This window comes from Sphingosinithalassobacter sp. CS137 (genome assembly GCF_014334115.1).
GTDB lineage: Bacteria > Pseudomonadota > Alphaproteobacteria > Sphingomonadales > Sphingomonadaceae > Sphingomonas.
Map to the genome: position 1 here is coordinate 2,652,145 of NZ_CP060494.1, position 25,376 is coordinate 2,677,520.

The 25,376-nt window shown below is 67.4% G+C and carries 24 protein-coding genes and 1 pseudogene; 6 read left to right on the forward strand and 19 right to left on the reverse strand.

Annotated elements, in window-relative coordinates; all coding sequences use genetic code 11:
• The first annotated feature begins 8 nt into the window (after positions 1-8).
• From H7V21_RS13100 to H7V21_RS13110, 3 genes and pseudogenes are all read left to right on the forward strand, one after another.
• Positions 9-956 (forward strand): hypothetical protein, encoded by a 948-nt coding sequence (locus tag H7V21_RS13100; RefSeq protein WP_188054164.1) that lies wholly within the window; start codon positions 9-11, stop codon positions 954-956.
• Positions 957-1,338: 382 nt separating this feature from the next.
• Positions 1,339-2,822, forward strand: a pseudogene (locus H7V21_RS13105) (ATPase domain-containing protein).
• A complete protein-coding gene (locus H7V21_RS13110; RefSeq protein WP_188054165.1) occupies positions 2,819-5,944 on the forward strand; it encodes a PAS domain S-box protein in 3,126 nt (1,041 codons plus the stop codon). The pseudogene H7V21_RS13105 and the gene H7V21_RS13110 overlap by 4 nt, the downstream one beginning before the upstream one ends.
• A 75-nt stretch (positions 5,945-6,019) precedes the next feature.
• Here H7V21_RS13110 and trmB read toward each other — a convergent pair whose 3' ends face one another.
• The 5 genes from trmB to lnt form a co-directional block, all read right to left on the reverse strand.
• Positions 6,020-6,700 (reverse strand): tRNA (guanine(46)-N(7))-methyltransferase TrmB, encoded by a 681-nt coding sequence (gene trmB, locus H7V21_RS13115; protein ID WP_188054166.1) that lies wholly within the window; start codon positions 6,698-6,700, stop codon positions 6,020-6,022.
• A gap of 48 nt (positions 6,701-6,748) precedes the next feature.
• Positions 6,749-7,576, reverse strand: coding sequence for an EAL domain-containing protein (locus H7V21_RS13120; RefSeq protein ID WP_188054167.1), 828 nt, complete (start codon positions 7,574-7,576; stop codon positions 6,749-6,751).
• Between the two features lie 153 nt (positions 7,577-7,729).
• The gene (locus H7V21_RS13125) at positions 7,730-8,440 is read right to left on the reverse strand and encodes an EAL domain-containing protein (protein WP_188054168.1); all 711 of its coding nucleotides are present in this window, start codon (positions 8,438-8,440) and stop codon (positions 7,730-7,732) included.
• 146 nt (positions 8,441-8,586) lie between these two features.
• Entirely contained in the window at positions 8,587-9,795 is a 1,209-nt protein-coding gene (gene metK / locus H7V21_RS13130) for a methionine adenosyltransferase (protein WP_188054169.1), read from the reverse strand.
• Positions 9,796-9,863: 68 nt separating this feature from the next.
• Positions 9,864-11,399, reverse strand: coding sequence for an apolipoprotein N-acyltransferase (gene lnt / locus H7V21_RS13135; RefSeq protein WP_188054170.1), 1,536 nt, complete (start codon positions 11,397-11,399; stop codon positions 9,864-9,866).
• Positions 11,400-11,560: 161 nt separating this feature from the next.
• On the opposite strand from lnt, the gene H7V21_RS13140 reads away from it, so the two are divergent.
• Both H7V21_RS13140 and H7V21_RS13145 read left to right on the forward strand, forming a co-directional pair.
• Positions 11,561-11,863 (forward strand): polyhydroxyalkanoic acid system family protein, encoded by a 303-nt coding sequence (locus H7V21_RS13140; protein ID WP_188054171.1) that lies wholly within the window; start codon positions 11,561-11,563, stop codon positions 11,861-11,863.
• Positions 11,864-11,900: 37 nt separating this feature from the next.
• The gene (locus H7V21_RS13145; RefSeq protein WP_188054172.1) at positions 11,901-12,209 is read left to right on the forward strand and encodes a hypothetical protein; all 309 of its coding nucleotides are present in this window, start codon (positions 11,901-11,903) and stop codon (positions 12,207-12,209) included.
• A gap of 12 nt (positions 12,210-12,221) precedes the next feature.
• Here the strand turns inward: H7V21_RS13145 and H7V21_RS13150 are convergent, their stop codons facing one another.
• From H7V21_RS13150 to H7V21_RS13165, 4 genes are all read right to left on the reverse strand, one after another.
• The gene (locus H7V21_RS13150) at positions 12,222-13,562 is read right to left on the reverse strand and encodes a PQQ-dependent sugar dehydrogenase (RefSeq protein ID WP_188054173.1); all 1,341 of its coding nucleotides are present in this window, start codon (positions 13,560-13,562) and stop codon (positions 12,222-12,224) included.
• Positions 13,563-13,644: 82 nt separating this feature from the next.
• A complete protein-coding gene (locus tag H7V21_RS13155; RefSeq protein WP_188054174.1) occupies positions 13,645-14,556 on the reverse strand; it encodes a hemolysin family protein in 912 nt (303 codons plus the stop codon).
• An 8-nt stretch (positions 14,557-14,564) separates the two neighbouring features.
• Positions 14,565-15,077 (reverse strand): rRNA maturation RNase YbeY, encoded by a 513-nt coding sequence (gene ybeY / locus H7V21_RS13160; protein WP_188054175.1) that lies wholly within the window; start codon positions 15,075-15,077, stop codon positions 14,565-14,567.
• Positions 15,078-15,251: 174 nt separating this feature from the next.
• Positions 15,252-16,250: a PhoH family protein gene (locus H7V21_RS13165; protein WP_188054176.1), complete on the reverse strand. Its 999-nt coding sequence runs from the start codon at positions 16,248-16,250 to the stop codon at positions 15,252-15,254.
• Between the two features lie 226 nt (positions 16,251-16,476).
• Between H7V21_RS13165 and H7V21_RS13170 the strand changes: the two genes are divergently transcribed.
• Complete coding sequence (locus H7V21_RS13170) at positions 16,477-17,022, forward strand: pseudouridine synthase (RefSeq protein WP_188054177.1); 546 nt, start codon at positions 16,477-16,479, stop codon at positions 17,020-17,022.
• Here H7V21_RS13170 and H7V21_RS13175 read toward each other — a convergent pair.
• The 10 genes from H7V21_RS13175 to H7V21_RS13220 all read right to left on the reverse strand — a co-directional run bounded on the left by H7V21_RS13175 (position 17,019) and on the right by H7V21_RS13220 (position 25,183).
• Positions 17,019-18,386: a GntP family permease gene (locus tag H7V21_RS13175; RefSeq protein WP_188054178.1), complete on the reverse strand. Its 1,368-nt coding sequence runs from the start codon at positions 18,384-18,386 to the stop codon at positions 17,019-17,021. The two genes, H7V21_RS13170 and H7V21_RS13175, sit on opposite strands and share 4 nt — an antisense overlap.
• A 106-nt stretch (positions 18,387-18,492) precedes the next feature.
• Positions 18,493-19,815, reverse strand: coding sequence for a tRNA (N6-isopentenyl adenosine(37)-C2)-methylthiotransferase MiaB (miaB, locus tag H7V21_RS13180; protein WP_188054179.1), 1,323 nt, complete (start codon positions 19,813-19,815; stop codon positions 18,493-18,495).
• A gap of 169 nt (positions 19,816-19,984) precedes the next feature.
• Positions 19,985-20,872: a lysophospholipid acyltransferase family protein gene (locus H7V21_RS13185; protein ID WP_262503877.1), complete on the reverse strand. Its 888-nt coding sequence runs from the start codon at positions 20,870-20,872 to the stop codon at positions 19,985-19,987.
• Between the two features lie 6 nt (positions 20,873-20,878).
• Positions 20,879-21,301, reverse strand: coding sequence for a Fur family transcriptional regulator (locus tag H7V21_RS13190; RefSeq protein ID WP_188054180.1), 423 nt, complete (start codon positions 21,299-21,301; stop codon positions 20,879-20,881).
• 128 nt (positions 21,302-21,429) lie between these two features.
• Positions 21,430-21,843, reverse strand: coding sequence for a MucR family transcriptional regulator (locus H7V21_RS13195; RefSeq protein WP_188054181.1), 414 nt, complete (start codon positions 21,841-21,843; stop codon positions 21,430-21,432).
• Positions 21,844-21,951: 108 nt separating this feature from the next.
• On the reverse strand, positions 21,952-22,416 hold the full coding sequence (locus H7V21_RS13200; RefSeq protein WP_262503878.1) for a GNAT family N-acetyltransferase: 465 nt from the start codon (positions 22,414-22,416) through the stop codon (positions 21,952-21,954).
• Between the two features lie 8 nt (positions 22,417-22,424).
• The gene (gene tsaB, locus H7V21_RS13205; RefSeq protein WP_188054182.1) at positions 22,425-23,123 is read right to left on the reverse strand and encodes a tRNA (adenosine(37)-N6)-threonylcarbamoyltransferase complex dimerization subunit type 1 TsaB; all 699 of its coding nucleotides are present in this window, start codon (positions 23,121-23,123) and stop codon (positions 22,425-22,427) included.
• On the reverse strand, positions 23,053-23,652 hold the full coding sequence (locus tag H7V21_RS13210) for a malonic semialdehyde reductase (RefSeq protein ID WP_188054183.1): 600 nt from the start codon (positions 23,650-23,652) through the stop codon (positions 23,053-23,055). The genes tsaB and H7V21_RS13210 overlap by 71 nt, the downstream gene beginning before the upstream one ends.
• Before the next feature lie 41 nt (positions 23,653-23,693).
• Entirely contained in the window at positions 23,694-24,269 is a 576-nt protein-coding gene (locus H7V21_RS13215) for a NifU family protein (protein WP_188056557.1), read from the reverse strand.
• Positions 24,270-24,352: 83 nt separating this feature from the next.
• Positions 24,353-25,183, reverse strand: a complete 831-nt coding sequence (locus H7V21_RS13220) for an aspartyl/asparaginyl beta-hydroxylase domain-containing protein (protein WP_188054184.1) — start codon at positions 25,181-25,183, stop codon at positions 24,353-24,355.
• Positions 25,184-25,376: the final 193 nt, after the last annotated feature.

Genomic DNA, 25,376 nt, shown 5'->3' on the forward strand with positions numbered 1-25,376 from the left:
GTGAGAGGATGATCCGACTGCCCTTCCTGATCGCGGCGCTGCTGATGCTCGCGCCGCTGCCCGTCGCCGCGCAGGAGTGTGACGAGCGCTGCCTGCTCGATATCACCGGCACCTATCTCGACGCGCTGAGCGCGAACGATCCCGCATCGGTGCCGTTCGCGGCTTCGCTGAAGGCGACCGAAAACGGTGTCGCGGTCCCGCCGGGCGAGGGCGTGTGGAGCACCGCGACCGCCTGGCCCTATCGGCATACGATGGTCGATCCGACGACCGGCGAGATCGTGGTGCTGGGCGTCGTCAACGAAGGCCGCGAGACCGAGGGCGAACCGAGGGACGCCTTCCTCGTGGTGCGACTGAAGGTCGCCGGACGGCAGATCATCGAAAGCGAGCTGATGGTGGCGCGCGAAGGCGATTTTCCGCTGTTCCGCCCGCGCGCGTTCAACATTCCCGATCCGCTCTTCCGCGCCTTCGTTCCGGCCGAGCGCCAGTCGACGCGCGAGGAGCTCGAGGCGATCGCCCGGGGCTATTTCGACGGCATCATCTTCGGCGATCCAGGCCGCACGGTGCTGCATCCCGATTGCAACCGCTTCGAGAACGGATACCAGACGACCAACAATCCCGACCGGCTGAGCATGAGCTGCGCCGAAGGGCTGCGGCGGCTGCGCTACATGCACAGCTATCGCGACGTGCGCATCCCGGTGGTCGATACCGACCGGGGCCTGGTGCTCGCGATCACCGCCTTCGACATGCCCGACGTCGAGCGCACGCTCACGATCCGCGGCAGGCCGCACCAGATCACGCGCGAGCGCCAGCGGCTTCCCCGGACGCTGTTCCTCTACGAACTCTTCAAGGTCATCGACGGCAGGATCGTGCTGATCGAGGCGATGATGCGCAACATGCCCTATGGCGCCGACATGGGCTGGGGCGGAGCCGAAGGAAACGTCAACGAAACTCCGTGACGTGGAAGGTCCCGCCGGCCCTTGGCGCTGGCGGGATCACGACCGGAGTATTTCGAGTTGGCGTTTCACGAATGAAGTGGGCGATCCGGCGTGGCCGGTCGTCCGCGACGCGGCGTCGCCGGCCCCTGTCTTCCGCTCCCGCTGCCGCGCGGCCTTCCGGGGCGCTTCTTCAAGAAGCTCAAATGCTTCCGCGCGGCTGCAACCCGGCTCGACGAGGACAAGGCCGCTTCTTCGCGCGCGTCTGCCCGCCTTGATCCCGGGGCTAGGTCCCGCCCGGCCCGGCGGTGACCTGAAGCCCGCTTTCTCCGTTACAGCTCCTCGAACTGTGTGCTAGCGACGCCCGCTGCGCCCGCGATCGGATGAGTTGCGCGAGGAGACGAGGATGCACGAGGCCGCGCCGAATGCATGCACGAACATTATCGGGCTGGACGACGTGTTGCGGGGCGGACTCGAACGCCGACGGACGTTCCTTCTGGAGGGTAGCCCCGGAACCGGCAAGACCACCGTCCCGCTGCAGTTCCTGATCGCCGGCGCCGCGCAAGCCGAGCGCTGCCTGTACGTCACGCTGTCGGAAACCGAGGACGAGCTTCGCGCGACCGCGAGCGCACATGGCTGGAACCTTGAGGGAGTTAATGTCTACGAACTCGTCCCGCCCGAAAATATGCTCGACGAGGAGCAGCAGCAGAGCCTGCTCTATTCGTCGGACCTGGAGCTCGGCGAGACCACGAAGCGCGTGTTCGAAGCCTTCGAGCGCGTGAAGCCGGATCGGGTGGTGCTGGACAGCCTGTCGGAGATCCGCCTGCTGGCGCAAAGTTCGCTTCGCTATCGCCGCCAGATCCTGGCGCTGAAGCATTTTTCTCGCGCAGCGGCGCGACCGTGCTGATGCTCGACGATCTGACGACGGACACGAATGACAAGACGGTGCACTCGGTGGCGCACGGCGTTGTGCGGCTCGAGGAGCTCGCGCCCGAATATGGCGCCGAGCGCCGCCGCCTGCGCGTCATCAAATATCGCGGGCGCGGTTTCCGCGGCGGCTTTCACGACTTCACGATCACCACAGGCGGAGTGTGCGTCTATCCGCGCCCGGTGTCGGCCGAGCACAAGACCGCTTTCGCGCGCGAACTGCTGACGACCGACTCCCCCGAGCTCAACGCGCTGCTCGGCGGTGGCGTGGAGCGCGGTTCGAGCGTTCTCGTGATGGGGCCCGCGGGTACGGGCAAGAGCCTGCTCGCGCTCACCTTGGTCGCGAACGCGGTCGAGCGTGGCGAGCGTGCGGCGATGTTCGTCTTCGACGAGGAGCGGGGGCTCCCTATCGAACGGGCCGGAGGGCTCGGTTTCGATCTCCGCAGCATGATCGACTCGGGCGCGCTCGTGCTGGAACAGGTCGATGCCGCCGAACTCACTCCCGGCGAGTTCTCCGCACGCGTACGCCGGTGTGTCGAGGAGCAGGACGTCCGAACGATCGTGGTCGACAGCCTGAACGGCTATCAGGCGGCGATGCCCGGTGAGCACGCGCTGGTCCTGCACGTGCACGAATTGCTCCAGTATCTGAACCGCCGCGGCGCCACGACTTTTCTGACAGTGGCGCAGCAAGGGCTGGTGGACGACATCAAGCCGCCTTTTGACGTCACCTATCTTGCCGACACCGTTGTCCTGCTGCGTTATTTCGAGGCACTGGGGCGCGTCCGGCGTGCGATCTCGGTGGTGAAGAAGCGCACCGGCGCGCATGAGAACACGATCCCCGAATATCAGATCCGCAAGCGCGGCGTGACGCTTGGTGCTCCGCTGACCGGTTTTCAGGGGATTCTGCGCGGCGTGCCGGCGCTGCAGGGCGATGCGGGGCTGATGACGAGCGGCGACGCGTGAAGCGGACGACCGTCTCCGAGCGGGGGCTGGTACTCGCCCCCCGGGGGCGCGACGGCGCGATCGCCGTGACCCTGCTGGAGGAAGCGGGGATCGAGGCGCTAGCCTGCGCGTCGCCGCCGGCGCTGATCGCCGAACTCGACTGCGGCGCGGCCTTCGTCGTCCTGACCGAGGAGGCGATTTCCACTGCCGATCTCAACCCGCTCGTCGAATGGATCGAGGATCAGGAGGAGTGGTCGGACCTGCCGTTCATCCTGCTGACGCGGGGCGGTGGCGGGCTTGAGCGCAATCCGGCCGCGCGGCGGTATCTGGACCTGCTAGGCAACGTCTCCTTCCTTGAGCGACCGTTTCATCCCACAACTCTCGTCAGCCTCGCCAGCTCGGCGTTGCGCGCACGGCGGCGTCAATATGAGGCGCGTGCGCGGCTCGTCGCTCTTCGCGAGAGCGAGACTCGCTATCGCACCCTGTTCGATGCGATCGAATCCGGATTCTGCGTGGTCGAGGTTGATGTCGACGCATGTGAGGGACGAAGCGACTATCGCGTGGTGGAGGCGAACCCGGCCTTTTATCGGCAGACAGGCTTCCCGGAGGAAATCCTCGGCCGCTGGCTGCGCGAGGCCGCCCCGGCGCTCGAGGAACAGTGGTTTGAAACCTATGTGCGCGTCGCGCGCACCGGCGCGCCGGAACGGTTCGAGCAGGGATCGGAGGCGCTCGGTCGCTGGTTCGACATTTATGCATTCCGCATCGGCGATCCAGCCGAGCGCCGCGTCGCCATTCTGTTCAACGACATTTCGGTGCGGCGCCGTGCCGAGGTGGCGCTTCAGGAAAGCGAGGCACGCTTCCGCAACATGGCCGATCACGCGCCGGTGATGATGTGGGTTACCGATCCCAGCGGCTATTGCACCTATCTCAACCGCGCCTGGTACGAGTTCACCGGGCAGACGCAAGCGGAGGCCGAAGGCTTCGGCTGGCTCGAGGCGACCCATCCGGGAGACAAGGAAGAGGCCGAGCGGGCATTCCGCGAAGCGAATGCGGCGCGGGCGCCGTTCCGCGTCGAATACCGCCTGCGCCGGGCGGAGGGCACCTATCGCTGGGCGATCGACGCCGCCTCCCCGCGCTTCGGCGATGAGGGTGAGTATCTGGGCTATGTGGGCTCGGTGATCGATATCGACGAGCGCCGCGAGATCGAGGAGCGGCAGCGCGAGAGCGAGGCGCGGCTGCGCACGCTCACCAATGCGCTTCCGGCGTTCGTCTGGTTTGCCACTCCCGACGGCGAGCTGCATTATTTCAACGACCGCTGGTACGAATATACCGGCCAGACGCCCGATCAAGCCGTACCCGATGGCTGGACGGCGATGGTCCACCCCGAGGATGCCGATCACAACGCCGCGATGTGGGCGGACGCGCGGGCGCGCGGAGTTGTCTATGAGAACGAGCTGCGATACCGCCGTCTCGACGGCGAATACCGTTGGTATGTCGCCCGAGCCGAACCGCTGCGCGACGAGACCGGCACGGTCACCGGTTGGTTCGGCACATCGACCGATATTCACGACCGCAAGCTCGCCGAAACGGCGCTGCACGAGTTGAACGACACGCTCGAGCAGCGGGTCGCCGAGCGTACGCTCGCGCTCGGCGAGAGCGAACGCCGCTTCCGCGGCATCTTCGATTCCGCGCTCCAGTTCATGGCGCTGCTGAAGCCCGACGGCACCGTTATTGAAGTCAATCGCACCGCGCTCAGCTGGAGCGAGATCGAGCCGGAGGAGATCGTCGGCCGACGCTTCTGGCTGGCCGCTCCCATGCGCGGCAATCCGGCGCTGCAGGAAGCGATCGAGGCGGGTATCCGCCGCGCCGGGGAGGGGGAGACGGTGCGCGAGGAGCATGAGATGCGCGGCGCGGGCGATGTGCGCGCAACCATCGACTTCTCGCTGAAGCCGGTGCTCGACGACCGCGGCGATGCGGTGTGGCTGGTGGCGGAGGGCCGCGACATCAGCGAACTGAAGGAAGCGCAGGAGGCGCTGCGCCAAAGCCAGAAGCTGGAGAGCATGGGGCAGCTCACCGGCGGCGTGGCGCACGACATCAACAATCTTCTCACTCCCATCACGGGCGCACTCGACCTTCTGCAACGCAAGGGACTGGGCGGCGAGCGCGAGTGGCGGCTGATCGACGGAGCGCTCCAGTCTGCCGAGCGGGCCAAGGTGCTGGTGCAGCGCCTGCTCGCCTTTGCGCGGCGTCAGCCGCTTCAGCCCGCCGCCGTGGACGTCGGCCGAGTGATCGAGGGGATGGCCGAACTCGTCGAGAGCACGACAGGGCCGCAGATCAAGTTTGCGGTGAACATAGCGGGCGATCTGCCGCCGGCGTATGCGGATGCCAATCAGCTCGAGATGGCGGTACTGAATCTGGCGGTGAATGCGCGCGACGCGATGCCGGATGGGGGTACGCTCGGTATCTCGGCGGAGCTGGAAGTTCTCGACGCGCCAAATCCGCATGACCTACCCGCCGGACGCTATGTTCGACTGTCGGTCGCCGACACCGGTTCGGGCATGGACGAGGCGACTTTGAAGCGGGCGGTCGAACCCTTCTTCAGCACCAAGGGCATCGGCAAGGGAACCGGCCTCGGCCTTTCGATGGTGCACGGACTCGCGGCGCAGCTTGGCGGTTCGCTGGCGATCTTCAGCACGCCAGGGCTCGGCACCACAATCGAGCTGCGTTTCCCGGTCGCCAACACCGCGCTGTTCGCCCCTAAGAGCGAGAAGGTGGTGGAGTCGGTCCGCGGCGCCGGAACCGTGCTGGTCGTCGACGACGAGGAGCTGGTGCGCACCAGCACTGCCGACATGCTCTCCGATTTCGGCTACACGGTGGTCGAGGCCAATTCGGCAGAGGAAGCGCTGCAACTCGTCGACCGGGGTCTGACGCCGCGCATCCTCATAACCGATCATCTGATGCCGGGGATGTCCGGTACCGAACTCGCCCGCGAAGTGAGCCGGCGTCTGCCGACGGTGCGCGCGCTCATCATCTCAGGCTATGCGGACGTGGAAGGAATAGCTCCGGACCTGCTTCGTCTGGAGAAGCCTTTCCGCCGCGCCGACCTCGCCGAGCGCCTAGCGAGGCTCGCCACGGCGGATTGATCGATCCGTGCAGGGAAGCGGAACCGCAACACGGCGCGTCGAAGAGCGGCAGGGGATGTTACCCGCGAACCCGCTCTAGCTTCGCCGGTAGCGGAAGTACCAGACCTCGTGGCCCTTGCGGCGGGCCTTCCGTTCGTAGCGGGTTTCGGGCCAGTCGGTGGGGCGCGTGAGGAAATCCTGCGCGGTCGCGGCCTGCCATTCGAAGTCGCGGCGCTGGTTCATCACCATCATCGACCAGCGGCAATAGGTGGGATCGTCGGTGCCGAGCCGGAATTCGGCGCCCGGCTTCAGCTTCGCCGCGATCAGATCGAGTGGGCCGTGGTTCACCATGCGGCGCTTGGCGTGGCGCGCCTTGGGCCAGGGATCGGGATGGAGCAGGTAGAGCCGCTCCAGGCTGGCGTCGGGAAGACGCTCGAGCACCTCGAGCGCGTCGCCCATGTGCAGGCGGACATTGTCCAGCGCGGCGTCACGGATGTGGTTGAGCGCCCCGACCACGCCGTTGAGGAAGGGCTCGCAGCCGATGAAGCCATGATCCGGGCGGGCGGCGGCCTGACCGGCGAGGTGTTCGCCGCCGCCGAAGCCGATTTCGAACTCGAGCGGGCGGCAGTCACCGAACAGCGCCGGCGCGTCGAGCGGCCCGGATTCGGGCACCGCCACGCGCGGCAGCAGTTCCTCGACGAGGGCGGATTGGCCGGCGCGAAGCTTGTGCCCCTGGCGGCGGCCATAGAGACGGCGGATGGTGGCGGGATCGTTCATCGGCTGCGCCGCCTAGCGCAGCCTTGCGCTACAGGAAAGCGGCCGTGGTCAGGCGAGTATCGCAAGCTCCTCGGCGACTGCGAGCTGCGCCGGGGCGCGGGCGGGGCGCTGGTGGTGCTGAAGGCGGCGGTGCGTGGCCGGGAGCTCGCGGCGTGCGAGCACCGCATGCTGGCGGCGAAGCGGCGCCTGGACGATGTCCGCTTCGGCTGCCGAGCGGGGCATGGCGAGCGTGGCAGTGGCGGGGGCGATCCAGTCGCCCTGCACTAGGCGCAGGCCGAGGCCGTGCAGCGTGGCGAGTTCGGCGGCGGTGCGAATCGCAGGCGCGACCAGCGGTGCGCCGGTGCGCCGGACGAGCCGCAGCACGCCGGCGACGACGAGGCGGCGCGCGGCGCTTGTCTCGAGATTGCGGACGAGCGCCGGATCGAGCGCGACGAAGTGCGGCGTGTGACGTGCGAGCAGCTGTACGCCGACCGGCCCGGCGGAGAAATCGGTGAAGGCGACCGCGAGCCCCTGTTCGCCGCACGCCCCCACGAGCCGCGCCGCGGCGCCGGGAGTGCCATATTCGTCGGCACTGACGAGGATGACGAGCCGGTGCGCCGGGAGGCGCTGCGCGAACGCCTCGCGCAACAACGCCGCGAGGAGCGTGCGGGCGGGCGCGTCGAGCGCGAGCGGAATGGCGAGCAGCGCACCGCTTTCCGCCAGCCCAGCCGCCACTGCGCTGCGAAGGACTGCGACGGCCGCCGCGGGATCGGCGACGGGGCGGCGAGTCAGCGCCTGATAGGCGAAGGGCTGCGCCGTCTCGGCATCGACGATCGGCTGGAAGGTGACGACATCGGCGGCGAATACGGGGTGGGGGCGGGCGAGACGGTCGAGCATGTGATTCCTCCTGCTGACCGTTGATTAATGGTTAACGCGCCCGTGGCGGAACTACGGGCGGTGCCGCATTGGAGTCTTCCGCATGGTGGATTCTTCGTAGTGTCCGACTGGCAAAGCCGCTGTTGCCGCGAGTCGCGCGCGTAGGCGGTGCGATCAGCGCAGCGCGGCGCGGCGCACGGAACGCTGTTCGATCAGCGGCAGCGCGCCGATCGCGGGCCGGCCGAAATGATAGCCCTGGAGATAACGGACGCCGAGGCCGCGCAGCGTTGCCGCTTCGGCCGCGGTCTCGATGCCTTCGGCGATTACCGTGACGCCCATGCCGTGGGCCATGCGCAACACGCCTTCGACGATCAGTCGGCGGGGCAGGCTGGATTCGATGCCGCGCACCAGCTCCATATCGAGCTTGATCAGGTCCGGCGTGAATCGCGCGAGCAGCCCGAGCCCGGCATGGCCCGCGCCGAAATCGTCGAGCGCAGTGGTGAATCCCATCTCGCGATAGGCAGCGATGATGCCGCCGACATGCGCCACGTCGAGCTGCTGATTCTCGGTGAATTCGAACATCAGCCGTTCGGTCGGGAAACCCGTCGCCCGCGCGGTGCGCAGCGTGAGCTGGATACAGGCAACCGGCGAATAGACTGCATTGGGCAGGAAATTGATCGAGAGCCGGGCCGGCGTGTCCAGGATGCCGGCCTTCACCGCCTGTTCGATCGCGGCCTTGCGGCACGCCTGGTCGAAGGCGTAGCGCGTATCCTCGGTAAGCTCCCCGAGCAGCGTGGCCGCGGATGCGCCGTCCGCTCCGCGCACCAGCGCCTCATAGGCGAAGACCGTGTCGGTCTCGATATCTACGATCGGCTGAAAGGCCATTGCGAGCGCGAAATCGGACTCCGCGCCGCGGCATCCCTTGCACCCGCCAGCCTGTCGTGAAAACGCCATCGGACAACACTCCTTGTCGTCCGATGGCGTCGTAATTCGCAATGCCTAAGAAGTGCTTAGGCTTGTCTTGATTCGGATCAGGCGAGCGCCGCCTTCAGATCCTCGACCAGATCGGTCTTCTCCCAAGGGAAGAAATCGCCCTCGGCGGCGCGGCCGAAATGGCCATAGGCGGCGGTTTTCGCATAGATCGGCTTGTTGAGGCCGAGATGGGTGCGGATCGCGCGCGGGGTGAGGCCGCCCAGCTTCTCGATCTTGCCGAGCGCCTGTTCGATCCTGTCGTCGCCCACGGTGCCGGTGCCGTGCGTATCGACATAGAGCGACAACGGCCTGGAGACGCCGATCGCATAGGCGAGCTGGATCGTGCAGCGCTTGGCAAGGCCGGCAGCGACGATGTTCTTGGCGAGATAGCGCGTGATGTACGCCGCCGAGCGATCGACCTTGGTCGGATCCTTGCCGCTGAACGCGCCGCCGCCATGCGGGGCCGCGCCGCCATAGGTGTCGACGATGATCTTGCGCCCGGTGAGGCCGGCGTCGCCGTCCGGTCCGCCGATCACGAAGCTGCCGGTGGGGTTGATGTGATAGTCGGTCGCGTCCGACAGCAGCTCGGCCGGGATTACGTCGGCGACGACCTTCTTCACATAGGCCTTGAGCTCGGCTTCCTTGTCGCCCGCGTCATAGCCTTCTGCGTGCTGGGTCGACACGACGATCGCGGTGCAGGCGACCGGCTTGCCGTTCGAATAGCGGAGCGTGACCTGGCTCTTGGCGTCGGGCTCAAGGAACGGGGCCGCGCCCGAGTGGCGGTCGGCGGCCATGCGCTCGAGGATCTTGTGGCTGTAATAGAGCGTCGCCGGCATCAGCTCGGGCGTGTCGTCGATCGCATAGCCGAACATGATGCCCTGGTCGCCGGCGCCTTCGTCCTTGTTGCCGCTGGCGTCGACGCCCTGCGCGATGTGGGCCGACTGGCCGTGCAGACGGTTCTCGAAGGTGAGCGTCTTCCAGTGGAAGCCTTCCTGCTCATAGCCGATGCGCTTCACGGTATCGCGCACCGTCTTCTCGATTTCGTCAAGCGCGCCCGGAGCCCAGTCGCCATTCTCGTACACGCCCTTGCAGCGGATCTCGCCGGCAAGCGCGACGAACTGAGTCGTGGTCAGCGTTTCGCAGGCGACGCGCGCTTCGGGGTCCTTCGACAGGAACAGATCGACAATGGCGTCGGAGATCTGGTCGGAAACCTTGTCGGGATGACCCTCGGACACCGATTCGGACGTGAAGAGAAAGTCGGAACGCATGGATTTCCTCTGGCTTCGGGTAGGCATCCGGCCGGAAAGCCGGATATAAAGCTTTCGTTATATGCGCCCTAGCGAGCGAACCGGCGGATGGCAATGGCCCCGCCCGCGAACAGCAGGGCGACGAGCAAGGCGAGCCAGTTGCCGAGCCGGGCGAACAGCGTCGGCGGATGCGGGCGCGGCAGCGGCACTTCGACTGCGTCGGCGGCGCCCGGCGCGATCGACGCGAGAAGGCGTCCATCGGCATCGATCACCGCCGAAATGCCGGTCGGCGTGGCGCGCAGGATCGGCAGCCCTTCCTCGAGCGCGCGCATCCGCGCCTGGGCGAGATGCTGGGGCGGGCCCCAGCTGCCGAACCAGGCATCGTTTGAGGGATTGAAGAGCAGAGCGGGACGGTTGCCGGGATCGACGACCTGGCCCGAGAAGATGATCTCGTAGCAGATCTGCATGCCGACGGTGCCGAAGCCCGGCACCGCAAGTCCCTGCGGCCCCGGGCCGGGAATGAAATCGATATCCCCCATCACCAGCCGGGCAAGGCCGAGCGGGCCGAGGAAGGCGCGCAGCGGCAGATACTCGCCATAGGGAACGAGGTGCGCCTTGTCGTAGCGGCCGGCGAGCTGCGCATCGGGCGTGACGACGAACACCGAATTGCTGGCTCCGGTGACCGTCCCGGCCTCGTCGAAGAGAAGGGCGTTGCCGCCGACGAGCGCACGGTCGCGGGGGCCGAGCAGCGCGGCGATGCGGCGGCGGACCATTTCGGCCGAGCCCTGCCAATACCATTGCTGCGGATAGCCGCTTTCGATGTAGTAATTGACCATCCCCTCCGGCCAGACGACCAGCCGTGGCGCCGGCCCGGGGCCGCCGCTGAGACCGATCAGTGCTGCGAACACCCGCTCGGCATAGTCGGGGTCGCTGACGCCTTCCTGGCCGATGTTCGGCTGGACGACGCGCACGCGCGGATGATCGGCCGGATAATCGGGCTGCGCGCCGGGCGAGAGGAAGACGAGCGCCAGCGCGAACACGCCGGCGAGTGCGGCGGGCAGCTTCCAGTCGCGGCGCACGAGCAGGAGGAGCGCACCCGCGGCGAGGATCGTCACGCCCGACAGCGCATAGGTGCCGACCAGCTGGGCGAGCTGGGCGATGCCGAGCAGCGGCAGCCAGGCGACGCCGAGCGGATTCCAGCTGTAGCCGGTGAACATCGTCGCGCGCAGCCACTCGGTGACGATCCAGCCAGCCGCGAAGATCAGCACATAGGGCGCGTCGGAAGTGGTTCCCCTGCGGCCGTATTTCCAAGCGAGACCCGCGGCCATCGCCGGATAGACCGCGAGATAGAGCGCCAGCAGCACGACCGCGAAATAGCCAAGCACGGGCGGCATCTTGTCCTGATAGTCGAAAGCGTGCTGAATCCAGTTGTTGCCGATGGTGAAATGGCCGACGCCGAACACCCAGCCGCGCAGCAGCGCCGATCGGAGGGTGGGCGCTGCGAACACCAGCCAGAGCAGCACCGCAAGGCAGGCGAGCAGCACCGGCCAGAGCGAGAGCGGCGCGAAGCCGGTGGCGGAGGCCATGCCTGCCACGAGGAGCGTGAGGAGCGGGCGACGAAGCATGGGTGGGGCCTAGCCGATCCGCACGAGCAACGGGAGAGCCAAACGCCGCAGTACTCGCGTGCATGCTCGCGGTGTCCGTGCCGGTCGGGTAGCGCTGCCGAGGCAACGCCCGTGCGGAGCGGGCGTTCGCCAGAAAGCCGTTGCCAGTGAAGGAAGCGCCGATGCCCGAGCCGATCACCGTCGAGATTCCCCATGGCCTCGGCCGCGACGCGGCGAAGGAACGGATCGACAAGGGGATCGGCAAGCTGGCCGACATGTTCCCGGGCGGCGGAACGGTGGAACATCGCTGGGAAGGCGACACCATGGCCTTCACCGTGGAGGCCATGGGTCAGCGCATTGCGTGCCGCCTCGACGTGGAGGAAGACAAGGTGCGCGCGCAGATCGATCTGCCGTCGTTCCTCGCACTGTTCGCCGAGAAGATCCGCGCCAAGCTCACGCGCGAAGGGCCCAAATTGCTCGAATGAGCGGAACAGGAAGGCAGGATCGGGATTTGTCGAGAGCATGTCGTTGTCCCCGCGATACGAGGCCTGGCTCCGCCGCCGCAGATTTCGTCGGACGCTGGCGATCGGTGCCGCGGGTACGCTGGTGCTCGGCGCTTGCGGGGGAGCGATGCTCGCGCAGTTCACGCGGTCGGGAATGAACGACTATTATCTCTATGCCCGGCCGGCGAAGCATGCCGTTGCGCAATCGCTGCCGCGCCCCGAAAGCGCCTGGGCGCGCGAGTTCGGCCAGGAATTCGGGCCCGCCGAGCCAATCTGGTCCGAAGCGCGCAACCGCGACTATCAGCCAGTGCGGTACGAGGCGCCCTGACGGCGCCGCCGGTCAGCGCGGCGCGGCGCTGACCCGCCAGATGACGTTGCCGACGTCATCCGCCACCAGGAGCGCGCCGCCGCTGTCCGCGGCGACCCCGACGGGGCGCCCCTGCGCCTCGCCCTCCGCGTTGAGAAATCCGGTGAGCACGTCGACCGGCTTTGCGCCGGGAACGGGGAAGCCATTGTCGCCGAACGGCACGAAAACGACCTTGTAGCCCGACGGCGGGACACGGTTCCACGAGCCGTGCAGCCCGACGAAGGCGCCTTGGGCGAAGCGATCGCCCAAGCGAGTCTCGCCGGAAAAGGCGAGGCCGAGCGGCGCCGTGTGCGCCCCCAATGCATAGTCCGGGCGCTTGGTATATTCGAGCAGGTCGGGCCGGCCGGGACGGACGCGCTTGTCCTCATAGCCGCCCCAATAGCTCCAGGGCCAACCGTAGAAGGCGCCGAAATCAACTTGCGTCAGATAATCGGGCGGCATGTCCGATCCCATCATGTCGCGCTCGTTGACCACGGCCCACAGCCGTTGCGTCACCGGCTCGAACGCCATGCCGACCGGATTGCGCAGCCCCCAGGCATAGAGGCGCGAGCTGCCGGTCTCGGGATTCACCTGGATGACGCGGGCGCGGCCCTCCTCCGCCTCCAGGCCATTCTCGGCGATGTTCGAGGCCGAGCCGATGCTGACGAAGAGCGATCGGCCATCGGGAGCAGCGACGACGTCGCGGGTCCAGTGGTTGCCGCCGCCGGGCAGATCGACGACCTTTTCGGGGGCGGCGGTGATCCGTGTCTGGCCGACGCGGAAGGGGTAGCGCACGAGCGCATCGGTGTTGGCGATGTAGAGCCAGTCGCCGAGCAGCGCCATTCCGAACGGCGAGTTCAGCCCCTGTTCCGCCGTCAGCAGCGGCGATCGCGCATCCGCGGCGCCGTCGCCGTCGGTATCGCGCAGCAGCGTGATGCGGTTTGCCGAAGGGACGCCGGCGCCTGCCCGGTCCATCATCCACCCCATCACCAGGCCGGTGATGCCGCCGCCTTCGCGCGGAGGCGAATTGGTTTCGGCGACCAGCACGTCGCCGTTGGGGAGACGATGCAGCCAGCGCGGATGATCGAGGCCGCTCGCGAACGGCGCGACCGCAAGCCCCTCGGCGGCCCGTGGCGACGCACCATCGGGCCAGCCGACCGCCTCGGCGATCTCCATCGTCGGGAAATCCTCGGGCCGCGGCGGCGTGATTTCCGGCTGGCGTCCGCTCACCGCATCGACGGAAAGCCGCGCCACGTCCGGACGGCTGATCCAGAACCAGACCGCGGCAACGAGCGCGACGAAGATAGCGAGAACGATCAGGAAGGACTTGCGCATGCCGCCAGAATAGGCCGCACGCGGCCCGGCGGCTAGGGCGTTTCGCGCGTGCGCAGGCGTTTGGCGGAGGAGCCCCGGCCGGTCAGTCGGTCGCTTCGGCTTCGCTGGGCGGGTGGAGGCGCAGGCGGCTTACCCGGCGTGTGTCGGCATCGAGAATCTCGAGCGTCCAGCCGCTGTCATGCTCGAGGCATTCGCCCTGCTGCGGCACATGGCCGGCGAGGACGAAGGCGAGGCCGCCGAGCGTCTCGACATCCTCTTCCACATCGGCGAGCCGCGCGTCGATCGCCTCCGCCACGTCCTCGAGCTCGGCACGAGCGTCGGCTTCCCAGATGCCATCGTCGAGCGGCACCAGCAGCGCCTGCGGCGCCTCATCATGCTCGTCCTCGATCTCGCCGACGATCTCCTCGATCAGATCTTCGATCGTGATGAGGCCCTCGGTGCCCGAATATTCGTCGAGCACGATCGCAAGGTGCGTCCGCCGCAGCCGCATCTGCGCGAGCAGATCGAGCGCGCCCATCGACTGGGGGACATAGAGCGGCTGGCGCAGAAGCCCGGAGAGCGACGCCGGCGGCTCGGCGCCGGTCGCGAGGATCGCGAACACGTCCTTCACGTGGATCATGCCGACGACGGTATCGAGCTTCTCGCGATAGACCGGCAGGCGGCTGTGCCCTGCCTCGGCGAAGATCGCGACCAGCTCGGCAAAGGGAGTCGATTCCTCGATGGCGATGATGTCGGCGCGCGGCACGCCCACGTCACCGGCGTCGCGTTCGCCGAAATGAAGCAGATTGCGCAGCATCTGCCGCTCGATCGGCGCGAGATCCCCGGCCTGGGGGAGACCCGCCTCGCGCTCATGCTCGGCGATCGCCTCCTCGATGCGATCCCGCAATGTTTCGGCCTGTTCGTCGCCGAACAGCAGGGTACGAAGCCCGCGCCATATTCCGCCGCTGTCGGAGCTACTGTCGCCGTTTCCGGTACTACTGGGGCCTTCGGCCATCGTCGGTGTCAGTCCTCGTGCATCGGATAAGGGTCGTGCAGGCCCATGTCCCTGAGCGCGGCACGTTCCATCGCTTCCATCGCCTCGGCCTCGGCAGTCCCCTGTTCGTGATCATAGCCTAGCAGATGCAGCATGCCGTGGACAATCAGGTGCGTCGCATGATCCTCGATCGCGATGGATTTCTCGGCCGCTTCCGCCGCGCAGACGCCGTGGGCGAGGACGATGTCGCCCAGCAGCACCTCGCCGTCATCGCTGTTCAGCGTCACCGTCTGCAGCAGATCCTGCTGGACCATTGGAAAGGACAGCACGTTGGTGGGCTTGTCCTTCCCGCGATAGTCGCGGTTGAGCGCATGGACTTCAGCGTCGGTGGTCAGGCGTACCGAAACCTCAATCAGCGTCGGCAGTTTCGGCCACTCCGCGAAGGGCGTCTCGGCAAGCGCGGCAGTGGCGGCGCGCGCGGCGAGTGCATCCCAGTCGCGGTCGGGCCATGGCGCTTCATGCTGGGCAGCAACGTCGAGCATTCAAACCTTCCTGTCAGGCGAAATCGCCGGGGGCGAAACCCCCGCCCATTGTGCGTAACGCGGCGGCGCCGGTTTTGCCGCAGCCACGGGCGAAACAATCGCGAAATCCAGTGCGGCCGCGCGGCATCCCGTTGCCGGGGGATGAGCGCACATCCCGAATATCGGTTCCTCGCTTCAATCCCCGCCTTCATAGGCATCGACGATACGGCCGACGATCGGATGACGGACGACGTCGGCGGCGGTGAAGCGGACCATCTCCATGCCCTCGATCCCGTCCAGCCGCGTGACGGCGTCGTTCAGGCCCGAGGCGCGCGGACCGCCGGGAAGGTCGGTCTGGTTCGGATCGCCGCAGACCACCATCCGGCTGTTCTGGCCGAAGCGGGTGAGGAACATCTTCATCTGCATCGGCGTGGTATTCTGCGCCTCGTCGAGGATGACGAAGGCGTCGGCCAGCGTGCGGCCGCGCATGAAGGCGATCGGCGCGATCTCGATCTCGCCCGAGGCGATGCGCCGCTCGACCTGCTCGGCGGGAAGGCAGTCGTAGAGCGCGTCGTAGAGCGGGCGCAGATAGGGATCGACCTTCTCCTTCATGTCGCCAGGCAGAAAGCCGATCCGCTCGCCCGCCTCCACCGCAGGGCGCGAGAGGATGAGCCGCTGGACGCTGCCGGTGATGAGCTGCGCCACCGCCTGCGCGACCGCGAGATAGGTCTTGCCGGTGCCGGCCGGTCCGAGCGCGAAGATGATGTCGTTCGAGACGAGCGCATGCATGTAGCGCGTCTGGGTGACCGAGCGGGGAACGATCGTCTTCTTGCGGGTGCGGATCATGATCGACGGGGGCGGCGCGCCGGTTTCCGCCGAGATGATGCCGGTGAGCGTCGGCTCGGACGCCATGGCGATGACGGCATCGATCAGCCCGGTGTCGATCTCCTCGCCGCGCATGACGCGGCCGTGGAGTTCCTGCAAAACCTCGCGGGCATGGCCGACCGCTTCCGCCGAGCCTTCGATCACCACGCGCTGGCCGCGGGCGTGGATATAGACGCCGAGCCGCTCCTCGAGCGCCAGAATATTGCTGTCATATTCGCCGAAGAGCTGGGGCAGGAGCTGCGGCTTGTCGAACGTCACCTCGACCCGGCTGCGTTCGCCGGACCGGGCGGGGACGGGCTTGCGACTCATGCGGTCCTTTCAGGCCGGGGTGCGCCGATGCGGAAGGCAGCGGCGAAGGCCCGGCGATAGCGGAGGAGGGAAAGGCCATGCAGGCGGAAGGTTCCGACGCGGGGATGCGGGCGGGCATGCATTGCAGGCGCGAGGATGGCACGGATGAGGCGAGCAGGACAGGGGCTTTGTGCATGCGAGCCGCACATCGGTCGCCTTTCGCCGGCTCAGCGGCTAGGGCGGGGCGATGCCGCGGCTGATCCTGTTCAACAAGCCCTATGGCGTGCTCTCGCAGTTCAGCGGCGGCCCGGAGGACGTGGCGCGGGCGACGCTGGCGGCGTGGATCGACGTGCCCGGCGTTTATCCGGCCGGACGGCTCGACAAGGACAGCGAGGGGCTGCTGCTGCTCACCGACGACGGGCGGTTGCAGGCGCGGATCGCCGAGCCGCGGCACAAGATGCCCAAGACCTATCTGGCGCAGGTGGAGGGCGTGCCCGGTGCGGACGCGCTCGATCAACTGCGCCGGGGCGTGACGCTGAATGACGGCGTGACTCGCCCGGCGGAAGCGGCGGTGATCGAGCCGCCGCCGCTGTGGGAGCGCGATCCGCCGATCCGCTATCGCAAGAACGTGCCCGACAGCTGGATCGCGCTCACCATCACCGAAGGGCGCAATCGCCAGGTGCGGCGGATGACCGCGGCGGTGGGCCATCCGACGTTGCGGCTGGTGCGCTGGCGGGTGGGCGACTGGACGGTCGAGGGGCTCGCGCCGGGGGAGTGGCGCGACGCGGGCTAGAAGAGCGCGAAGAGGAGCAGCGCCACCGCCAGGCCGATCACCGGCACAACGACCGTGAGCGCGCCGACCGGCCCATAGGCGGCCTGATGCGTTTCGCCGCAGATCGCGCGGATGGTGGTGACGACATAGCCATTGTGCGGCAGGCTATCGAGCGCGCCCGAGGCGATGGCGACGGTGCGGTGGAGCTCCGCAGGATCCGCGCCGGCGCCAAGATAGTGCGGCGCGATCAGCGGGAGCGCGATCGTCTGGCCGCCCGACGCGGACCCGGTGAGGCCGGCGATGACGGTGACGGCGATCGCGGCACCGATCAGCGGGTCGCCGGGCAGATCGCGCACCATCTCCAGCGCCTGCTGGAATGCGGGCGAGAGAGTGGCGACCGCGCCGAAGCCGACGACGGCGCAGGTGTTGGTGATCGCCACCACCGCGCCGGTCGCGCCGACCGAAAAAGCGCCCGGCATGCGCGCGCGCTCGCGCAGGCCGATCAGCATTGCGATCACCGTGCCCGCGCTGAGCGCCACGACCAGCGCCCATTTGTCGAGCGACTGCGCCGGCAGGATCGCCGAGAGCGCGCCAAGGCTCTGCGGATATTGGAACGCCATGAACACAGCCAGCACCGCGGCCAGCGGCAGCAGGCAGAGCAGCGGGTGGGGCAGCGGGCGCTCGTCGGCCCCGGCGCCCTCGACCTGCTCGTCGCTCGGGCGGCTCTCGAACCGCTCGCCGCGCGCGACCGCGCGGCGCACCATGCGCTGGAGCCACCAATAGCCGAGACTCGCCATCAGAATTGCGACGATCAGGCTCACCTGCCAGCCGGCATAGGCAGTAGTGCCGAGATACTGCATCGGGATGAGGTTCTGGATCTCCGGCGAGCCGGCGCTCGTCATGGTGAAGGTGACCGAGCCGAACGCGAGCGCCGCGGGGATGAACCGACGCGGCAGATCGGCCTGGCGGAACAGGGGCACGGCAAGCGGATAGACCGAGAAGGCGACGATGAAGACCGAAACGCCGCCATAGGTGAGCAGCGCGCAGGCGCCGACCACCGCGAGTACGGCATGGCGAATGCCGATGGTGCCGACGATCCACCGCGCCACGCTTTCCGCCGCGCCCGACACGCGCATCACTTCGCCGAAGATCGCGCCGAGCAGGAACATGAAGAACCAGTCGGCGAAGAAGCCGGTGAAGCCGGCCATATAGGTGGTGGCGTAATCGGGCGCGCCGCCGCTGGCGAGCGGCGGCAGCCAGGCGATGCCGCTGGTGAGCGCGACCACCGCCGCGGCCGCCGGGCCGGCGATCAGGATGTTCACGCCGCGCACGGTCATGAAGATGAGCAGCGCGAGCGCGCCGATCAGGCCGATTGCGGCGATCATGGTCGCAGTGTCCTCCCCAGGTTTCAGGGCGACCCTGCCACAGGCGCACGTGCTGTGCGAGGCCCGGGCGACTCCGGCTGCGTCTAGGCCGACCGCCCCGGCAGTGTCACGCCGCTTGCTTCACGCGCGCCACGCCAGCCAGCGAATTGGGGCCGGCGCTGACGAGATCGACCTCGACCATGTCGCCGATCGCGGCATCGGTTTCCAGATGCACCGACTGGAGCCACGGCGACTTGCCGATCATCTGGCCGGGGTGGCGGCCGGCGCGTTCGAGGAGAACGGCGCAACTGCTGCCGACGCTGGCGTCGTTGAACGCGAGCTGATGCCGGTTGAGCGCGGCCTGGAGGCGCTGGAGCCGCTCGTCGGCGACTGCATCGGGGACGAAGGCGTCCTCCATTTCGGCCGCGGGGGTGCCGGGCCGCGGGCTGTATTTGAAGCTGAAGCACTGGGCATAGCCGACTTCGTCGACCAGCCGCAGCGTATCCTCGAACTCGGCATCGGTTTCGCCGGGGAAGCCGACGATGAAGTCGCCCGACAGCGCGATGTCCGGCCGCGCGGCGCGCACGCGATCGAGGACGCGCAGATAGCTGTCGCGCGTGTGGCTGCGGTTCATCGCCTTGAGCACGCGTTCGCTGCCGGACTGTACCGGCAGATGGAGGAACGGCATCAGCTTTTCGACGTCGCGATGCGCGTCGATCAGCCCCTGCGTCATGTCGTTGGGGTGGCTTGTCGTATAGCGGATGCGGGCGAGGCCGGGGATGCGATCGAGCGCGACGATCAGATCGTGCAGCCCGCGCTCGCCTTGCGACCAGGCGTTCACATTCTGCCCCAGCAGCGTGATCTCGCGGGCGCCGGCATCGACCAGCGCCTTCGCCTCGTCGATCAGCGAGTCGAAGCCGCGGCTGACTTCGGCGCCGCGCGTGTAGGGCACGACGCAATAGGTGCAGAATTTGTCGCAGCCTTCCTGCACGGTGAGGAAGGCAGTGGGGCCGACCCTGCGCCGGGCAGGGAGCGCGCCGAACTTGGCGATCGCCGGCATGTCGGTATCGAGGCTGGCGGTGCCGTGCGCCGCGTCCGCCACCAGCCGGGGGAGGTTGTGATAGGCCTGTGGGCCGACCACCACGTCCACCTTGGCGCGGCGAATGATCTCTTCGCCCTCGGCCTGCGCGACGCAGCCGGCGACGGCGATCATCGGCGCGCGCCGACCGTGCTCGCCCGCGTTCTTCCGCAGCCGGCCGATCTCCGAATAGACTTTCTCGGTGGCCTTTTCGCGGATGTGGCAGGTGTTGAGCACCACCAGATCGGCCGCGCCCGCATCGTCCGTCGCAGTGAGCCCTTGCGCCGCCATCAGCTCGGCCATGCGCTCGCCGTCATAGACGTTCATCTGACAGCCGTAGGATTTGACGTGATAGGTTTTCGGATCGGTCATTTGCCCCGCGCTATAGCGGGTCGGAGCGCATGATGCATCCCCCGGGAGGGCACACCCGCAGCGCCAATCCTGGTGTTCCGGCGAAGGCCGGAGCGTTGGCGCACAGCTGAGCTCCCCCCAGCGCTCCGGCCTCCGCCGGAGCACTGCGCTGGGGCCCGGCCGATGGCATCTATTCTGCGTCGCCGCCCGCAGCCGCGTCTGCCGTCGCCTGCGGACGCTTCCCCGCCCACCAGTCGTGGCCGATGAATTCCTGCGGCGGGCTGCCGGTGCGTTCCTCGAATGCTTCGCTGATGCGGCGCTTGGCTTCGGCGGCGAGGAGCTTGCGCGTCGGGAAGTCGCGCGGGTGGAAGGGGTCGAGGAACACGCAGCGCACCGAGAAGCTGCCGCGGTTGGAGAGGACACGGATCGCATTGTCCTTGCCGCTCTCCTCGCCGATCCATGAGAGGTTGCGGCCGCGCGCATCGAATACCAGCAGGATCGGCTGGACCATCACGCCGGGCGGGGGCGGCTCGAGCACCTTGAGCAGCGGCGACTTGAAGGGCAGCAGCGAAGCGCCGTCCGTCGTCGTGCCTTCGGGGAACACGGTGACCGCCCAATTGTCGTGAAACGCCTCGCGCAGCTGGTTGATCTGGTCGGCGACGCGCAGCCGCTCGTTGCGGGCGACATAGACGGTACGATTGAGGCTCGCGAGCCAGCCGACCAGCGGTGCCTTCTGAAGCTCGGCCTTGGCGACGAACGCGCTGCCGCTGGCGCCGCCGATCGCGAGAATGTCGATCCAGCTGACGTGATTGGAAATATAGAAGACGTCGCGCTTCAGCGGCACGCCGATCCGCTTCACGCGCGCGCCGGCGATACGGGCGACCCAACCGAGGAACAGCCGCGGCCAGGGCGAGGGAAGACGGAAGATGCGGAACAGATAGTGCAGCGGGATCGCGACCAGCGCTGCCAGCAGCATCAGGCAGACCCGCAGCCAGAGCCTACACCAGCCGATGAAGCCGACCTTGGGCGGCCGGCCCTGCGCGGCCGCGTGATGTCGTTCTTCGGGAGTTTCGACCACCGAGCCTCAGCTCTTTCGGTCGAGCGATACGCCGTAGAGTTCCATGCGATGGTCAACGAGGCGGAAGCCGAGCCGTTCCGCGATCTGCTTCTGCAACAGCTCGAGCTCGGGATCGACGAATTCGATCACCTTGCCCGTTTCGACGTCGATCAGATGATCGTGGTGCGCCTCGGGAGCCGGCTCGTAGCGGGCACGGCCGTCGCCGAAATCGTGCCGGTCGAGAATGCCCGCCTCTTCGAACAGCCGGACCGTGCGATAGACGGTCGCGATCGAAATGCCGGGATCAACCGCCGAGGCGCGCTCATACACCTTCTCGACGTCGGGATGGTCCTCCGCCTCGGACAGCACGCGCGCGATCACGCGCCGCTGCTCGGTGATGCGCAGCCCCTTTTCCTGGCAGAGTGCTTCGAGATCGATCTTGCGGCCCATGAGACTTCCAACTGGTGCCTCACCGCTCTACCGCCAAGCGGCACGTGGGGGCAAGAGCGTGCTCCGCGAGCGGACCGGATTCCGCGACGTCGCCTGGACGAGCCGTACGGCGACGTCGCGGCGAGATCTCAGCGCTTGCGGCGCTTGGTGCCGAGGCCGATCTTCTTGGCGAGCGTCCGGCGCTGTTCGGCATAGTTGGGCGCGACCATCGGGTAGTCCGCGGGCAGATTCCACTTCGCGCGATACTGCTCGGGAGTCATCTGATAGTGCGTCATCAGGTGACGCTTCAGCATCTTGAGCTTCTTTCCGTCCTCGAGGCAGACGATATAGTCCGGCTTGATCGACGAACGGATCGAGACCGCCGGCTCCTGCTTCACTTCGGGCTCAGATGCTTTCCCGTCGAGGCCGGAGAGCGCACCATGAACATTCTGAATAAGAAGCGGAAGGTCGGAAACGGCCACACTGTTGTTGGAGACATGCGCGGCGACGATATCCGCAGTCAAGGTGACTAGCGTTTCCTGCATGTCGTTTTGCGAATCCATTATAATTCCTTTCGACCCGATATAACGCGACTATCCTGTCGCTGGCGGCGCGCTTATCCGGTCATTTTGGATCGAAGGCAAGAGCCGCAACCATGGGTGAAGAAAAAATCATCCGATCTTTCGCGAAAATGTCTCCCCGTCGAACAGTTGTCCGTTCCTACCTCTATAATAGCCGCGCCGCTCACCAACTTTGGTAAATCCTTCGCGCTGGTATAGACGCGCAGCAGCGTTGCCCGCGCGTACCTCCAGGTGCAGGTCGAGGACGCGACGGTCGCGGGCCTCTTCGACCACCGCGCGCAGCAATGCTCCACCGACACCCCGACCGCGACTTGCCGGCCGAGTAGCGAGCAACAACAGTTCGGCCTCGGGACCTGCCGCGCGCGCCAGGGCGAAGCCCGCAGCCTCTCCGTTCAGTTCGGCCAGAGTGAGCCAGGCGCCGGGAAGCGACAGCATTCCCATGCACTGCGGCGTCGTCCATGCTTCGCCGTAGCGGGGGTCGAAGGCCTCCTGCATGATCGAATTGACGAGCGCGAGGTCGTGAGCGCCGCCCGGCCGCAGCGCCACGAGATTCACGGTCGTGCTCACGCGCGTGCTCCGGGGATCTTCGCATCCGGCGCGCGCCCGTAGATCGGCCGCGGCGGCAGCGCGGCGGCATCGGGGGGCAGCAGCACGGCATCGGCTGCGTCGGGCAGTGTTTCGTGAAGCCTCAGCGCCGGATCGAGCGCTGCGAGATGCCGGACACCGCTGCCGAACGCGGCGCGGCCGGCGAGCGCGGCGCAGGCGAGATCGGGCACGAGCGAGCGGAGCGGCCCTTCCGGCGCCGGCGGCGAAGCAGTGAACCCCTGCATGAAGACTTCACCATGTCCGCCTTCCAGAACGACCGCAAGCGCCCGCAGGGCGGGATCGGCGGCGAACGCGGCGGCGGCGACCAGCGCAGTCGAGGAATAGCCGAAGACGGGCACTCCCCAGCCGATGCCGAGTGCACGCGCTGCCGCCAGGCCGACGCGGACGCCGGTGAAGCTGCCGGGGCCGCAGTCGACGAGTAGCCGTTCCGCACGGCCCTGGCCCGGAAGCTCTGCGATCATCGGCACCAGCCGCTCGGCATGGCCGCGGCCCACGACTTCATGGAGCGCCGCCACCCGCTCGCCGCCTTCGATCAGCGCGACCGAGCAAGCGGCGGTCGCGGTTTCGATGACGAGCGTGCGCCGATCAGCCGACGCGATTGAACCGCTCGAATTCGGGCCGGGGGCTGCGGTCGAAGATGGTGGAGGGGTCGCCATGGCCCAGCGTGGAAATGAAGTTGGATTTCACATGGGGCTGGCCGGGGAAGAAGGCTTCGTCAACCTTGGCGTTGTCGAATCCCGACATGGGACCGGTATCGAACCCCAGCGCACGCGCGGCGATGATGAAATAGGCGCCCTGCAGCGAGGAATTGCGAAAGGCATGTTCCTTGCGCTTTTCGAGCGCGCCTTCGCCTTCGAACCAGCTTTTGGCGTCGGCATGCGGGAAGAGGTCGGGCAGATGCTCGTGAAAATTCCAGTCCATGCCGATGACGACCGCGGCGGGAGCCTTGCGGATCTTGTCGGGATTGGTGCCGGTGGCGCAATCGGCGAGCTTGTTCTTGCCTTCCTGGCTGAGCAGCCAGACGAAGCGGGCGGGGTGCTGGTTGGCCGATGTGGGGCCCATCTTCAGCAGATCGTAGATGGAACGGATGTCGGCTTCGGTGACGGGGGCGTCGGTATAGCCGTTGTAGGTCCGCGCGGTGCGAAAGATCGTGTCGAGCCCCGCCTCGCTGAGAGGTTCGCCCATGGTGCTTCTCCTATTCGTCGATATCGAGGAGGCGCGCAGTGTCAGACGGCGCGAACCTCGGTCACTTCGGGAACATAGTGGCGCAGCAGCTGCTCGATCCCGTTCTTGAGCGTGGCCGTGGAAGAGGGGCAGCCCGCGCAGGCGCCCTGCATCTGGAGATACACCTTCCCCTTGTCGAACCCGCGATAGATGATGTCGCCGCCATCATTGGCGACGGCCGGGCGAACGCGGGTGTCGATCAATTCGCGGATCTGCGCCACGATGTCGGCATCCTCGGGATCGTCGCCGAACTCGGCGCCCTCGGGCGGCACGGCGATGCCGGCTGCCGTGCCGGGGCGGAACAGCGGCATGTTGCCCGAGAAATGATCGAGCAGGATGCCCAGCACGTCGGGCTTGAGCTGGCTCCATTCGACGCCGGGCGCGGCGCTGACCGAGATGAAGTCGCGGCCGAAGAAGACTCCGGTTACGTCGCCGAGCGAGAAGAGCGCCTCGGCGAGCGGCGAGGCTTCGGCTTCCTCGGGCGTGGCGAAATCGCGTGTGCCCGCTTCCATCACCGTGCGGCCGGGAAGGAACTTCAGAGTCGCGGGATTGGGCGTGGCTTCGGTTTCGATCAGCATGTCCGCCATGTGGCGGCGCGGCCGCCCCGGATCAAGGCGCACGGCGGCAACACAGCGTTGCGATCCCCGCCCGCTGGCGGTGATCAGCTGTCCATTGGCTTGTGCGCCGCATTCCAGCGCAGCACGTTCGCGCGCGCTTCCTGAACGAAGGCGGAGCGCTTCACGATGCCGAGGAACAGTTCGGCGATCCACTTGCCGGGATTGCGCAACGGCCGCTTGGTCTGGATCAGCAGGACCACGCGCGTGCCCGACGTGTCGTTCCACACCTCGTGGTCATAGGTGTCGTCGAACACCAGCGTCTCGCCCTCGGCCCAGCGCAGGACGCGGTCTTCCAGGCGCATCCGCACGTCGCCGTCCCGGGGAACGACCAGGCCGAGATGGCAGGTGACCAGCCCCTTGGTCACGCCACGATGCGGCGGAATATGCGTGCCCGGTGCGAGGATAGAGAAGAAGGCGCTGTTGAGATCGGGGATCTGCGCCACCAGCGCATTGGTTATCGGGCATTGTGCGATATTCTCGTCGATCCGATAGCCATAACCCCACAGGAAAAAGCTGCGCCAGCGGTTCATCGGCGCGATCGCGCGGTGATCGGGCGAGATGCTGGCGAGCGAAGGCACTTCGCGCGCGAGGCCGGCGCGGATCGCCTCTTCCCGGATCGCTTCCCAGTTTTCGCGCAGCGACGCCGTCCACGGGAAGTTTCGCACGTCGAGCACCGGATCGTTCGGGATCAGCGACGAGCGCGCGATGATCCGGTCGAACAGGCCGCGCAGATGCTTGCCGACACGGATGACGAGCGGCCTGCCGCGCTGGGCCTGCAGCGGCGCCTGCGGGATCGGGGCGCCGGAGACGAGGTTGAGATCGGGAACGCGAACCGGCGCCGGCCAAGCATCGGGCTCGACAGAATTATGCCACATTTTCCGCTGTTCCGTACCCTGGCCGATCGTCACATCGCTCCCCGTCGATCCGTTCGCCGCACGATGCGACTCGGTGCTGGAGATCGTGTGAGGCGGTCCAGCCCGGCCTTTGCTGATGTTCGGCTGTCCGTCCGGATAGCGGCCAGTTTCGTCGAAAACATGGCGCGCAAGCCGCGTTCTGTGCTGGCGGGGC

What these genes read in the sequence shown, in the direction of transcription:
- H7V21_RS13100 (WP_188054164.1), top strand. Translation starts at nt 9, where the DNA reads ATGATCCGACTGCCCTTCCTGATCGCGGCGCTGCTGATGCTCGCGCCG.
- trmB (WP_188054166.1), bottom strand. Translation starts at nt 6,700, where the DNA reads ATGAACGATCCCGCCACCATCCGCCGTCTCTATGGCCGCCGCCAGGGG.
- H7V21_RS13120 (WP_188054167.1), bottom strand. Translation starts at nt 7,576, where the DNA reads ATGCTCGACCGTCTCGCCCGCCCCCACCCCGTATTCGCCGCCGATGTC.
- H7V21_RS13125 (WP_188054168.1), bottom strand. Translation starts at nt 8,440, where the DNA reads ATGGCCTTTCAGCCGATCGTAGATATCGAGACCGACACGGTCTTCGCC.
- metK (WP_188054169.1), bottom strand. Translation starts at nt 9,795, where the DNA reads ATGCGTTCCGACTTTCTCTTCACGTCCGAATCGGTGTCCGAGGGTCAT.
- lnt (WP_188054170.1), bottom strand. Translation starts at nt 11,399, where the DNA reads ATGCTTCGTCGCCCGCTCCTCACGCTCCTCGTGGCAGGCATGGCCTCC.
- H7V21_RS13140 (WP_188054171.1), top strand. Translation starts at nt 11,561, where the DNA reads ATGCCCGAGCCGATCACCGTCGAGATTCCCCATGGCCTCGGCCGCGAC.
- H7V21_RS13145 (WP_188054172.1), top strand. Translation starts at nt 11,901, where the DNA reads ATGTCGTTGTCCCCGCGATACGAGGCCTGGCTCCGCCGCCGCAGATTT.
- H7V21_RS13150 (WP_188054173.1), bottom strand. Translation starts at nt 13,562, where the DNA reads ATGCGCAAGTCCTTCCTGATCGTTCTCGCTATCTTCGTCGCGCTCGTT.
- H7V21_RS13155 (WP_188054174.1), bottom strand. Translation starts at nt 14,556, where the DNA reads ATGGCCGAAGGCCCCAGTAGTACCGGAAACGGCGACAGTAGCTCCGAC.
- ybeY (WP_188054175.1), bottom strand. Translation starts at nt 15,077, where the DNA reads ATGCTCGACGTTGCTGCCCAGCATGAAGCGCCATGGCCCGACCGCGAC.
- H7V21_RS13165 (WP_188054176.1), bottom strand. Translation starts at nt 16,250, where the DNA reads ATGAGTCGCAAGCCCGTCCCCGCCCGGTCCGGCGAACGCAGCCGGGTC.
- H7V21_RS13170 (WP_188054177.1), top strand. Translation starts at nt 16,477, where the DNA reads ATGCCGCGGCTGATCCTGTTCAACAAGCCCTATGGCGTGCTCTCGCAG.
- H7V21_RS13175 (WP_188054178.1), bottom strand. Translation starts at nt 18,386, where the DNA reads ATGATCGCCGCAATCGGCCTGATCGGCGCGCTCGCGCTGCTCATCTTC.
- miaB (WP_188054179.1), bottom strand. Translation starts at nt 19,815, where the DNA reads ATGACCGATCCGAAAACCTATCACGTCAAATCCTACGGCTGTCAGATG.
- H7V21_RS13190 (WP_188054180.1), bottom strand. Translation starts at nt 21,301, where the DNA reads ATGGGCCGCAAGATCGATCTCGAAGCACTCTGCCAGGAAAAGGGGCTG.
- H7V21_RS13195 (WP_188054181.1), bottom strand. Translation starts at nt 21,843, where the DNA reads ATGGATTCGCAAAACGACATGCAGGAAACGCTAGTCACCTTGACTGCG.
- tsaB (WP_188054182.1), bottom strand. Translation starts at nt 23,123, where the DNA reads ATGGCGACCCCTCCACCATCTTCGACCGCAGCCCCCGGCCCGAATTCG.
- H7V21_RS13210 (WP_188054183.1), bottom strand. Translation starts at nt 23,652, where the DNA reads ATGGGCGAACCTCTCAGCGAGGCGGGGCTCGACACGATCTTTCGCACC.
- H7V21_RS13215 (WP_188056557.1), bottom strand. Translation starts at nt 24,269, where the DNA reads ATGCTGATCGAAACCGAAGCCACGCCCAATCCCGCGACTCTGAAGTTC.
- H7V21_RS13220 (WP_188054184.1), bottom strand. Translation starts at nt 25,183, where the DNA reads ATGTGGCATAATTCTGTCGAGCCCGATGCTTGGCCGGCGCCGGTTCGC.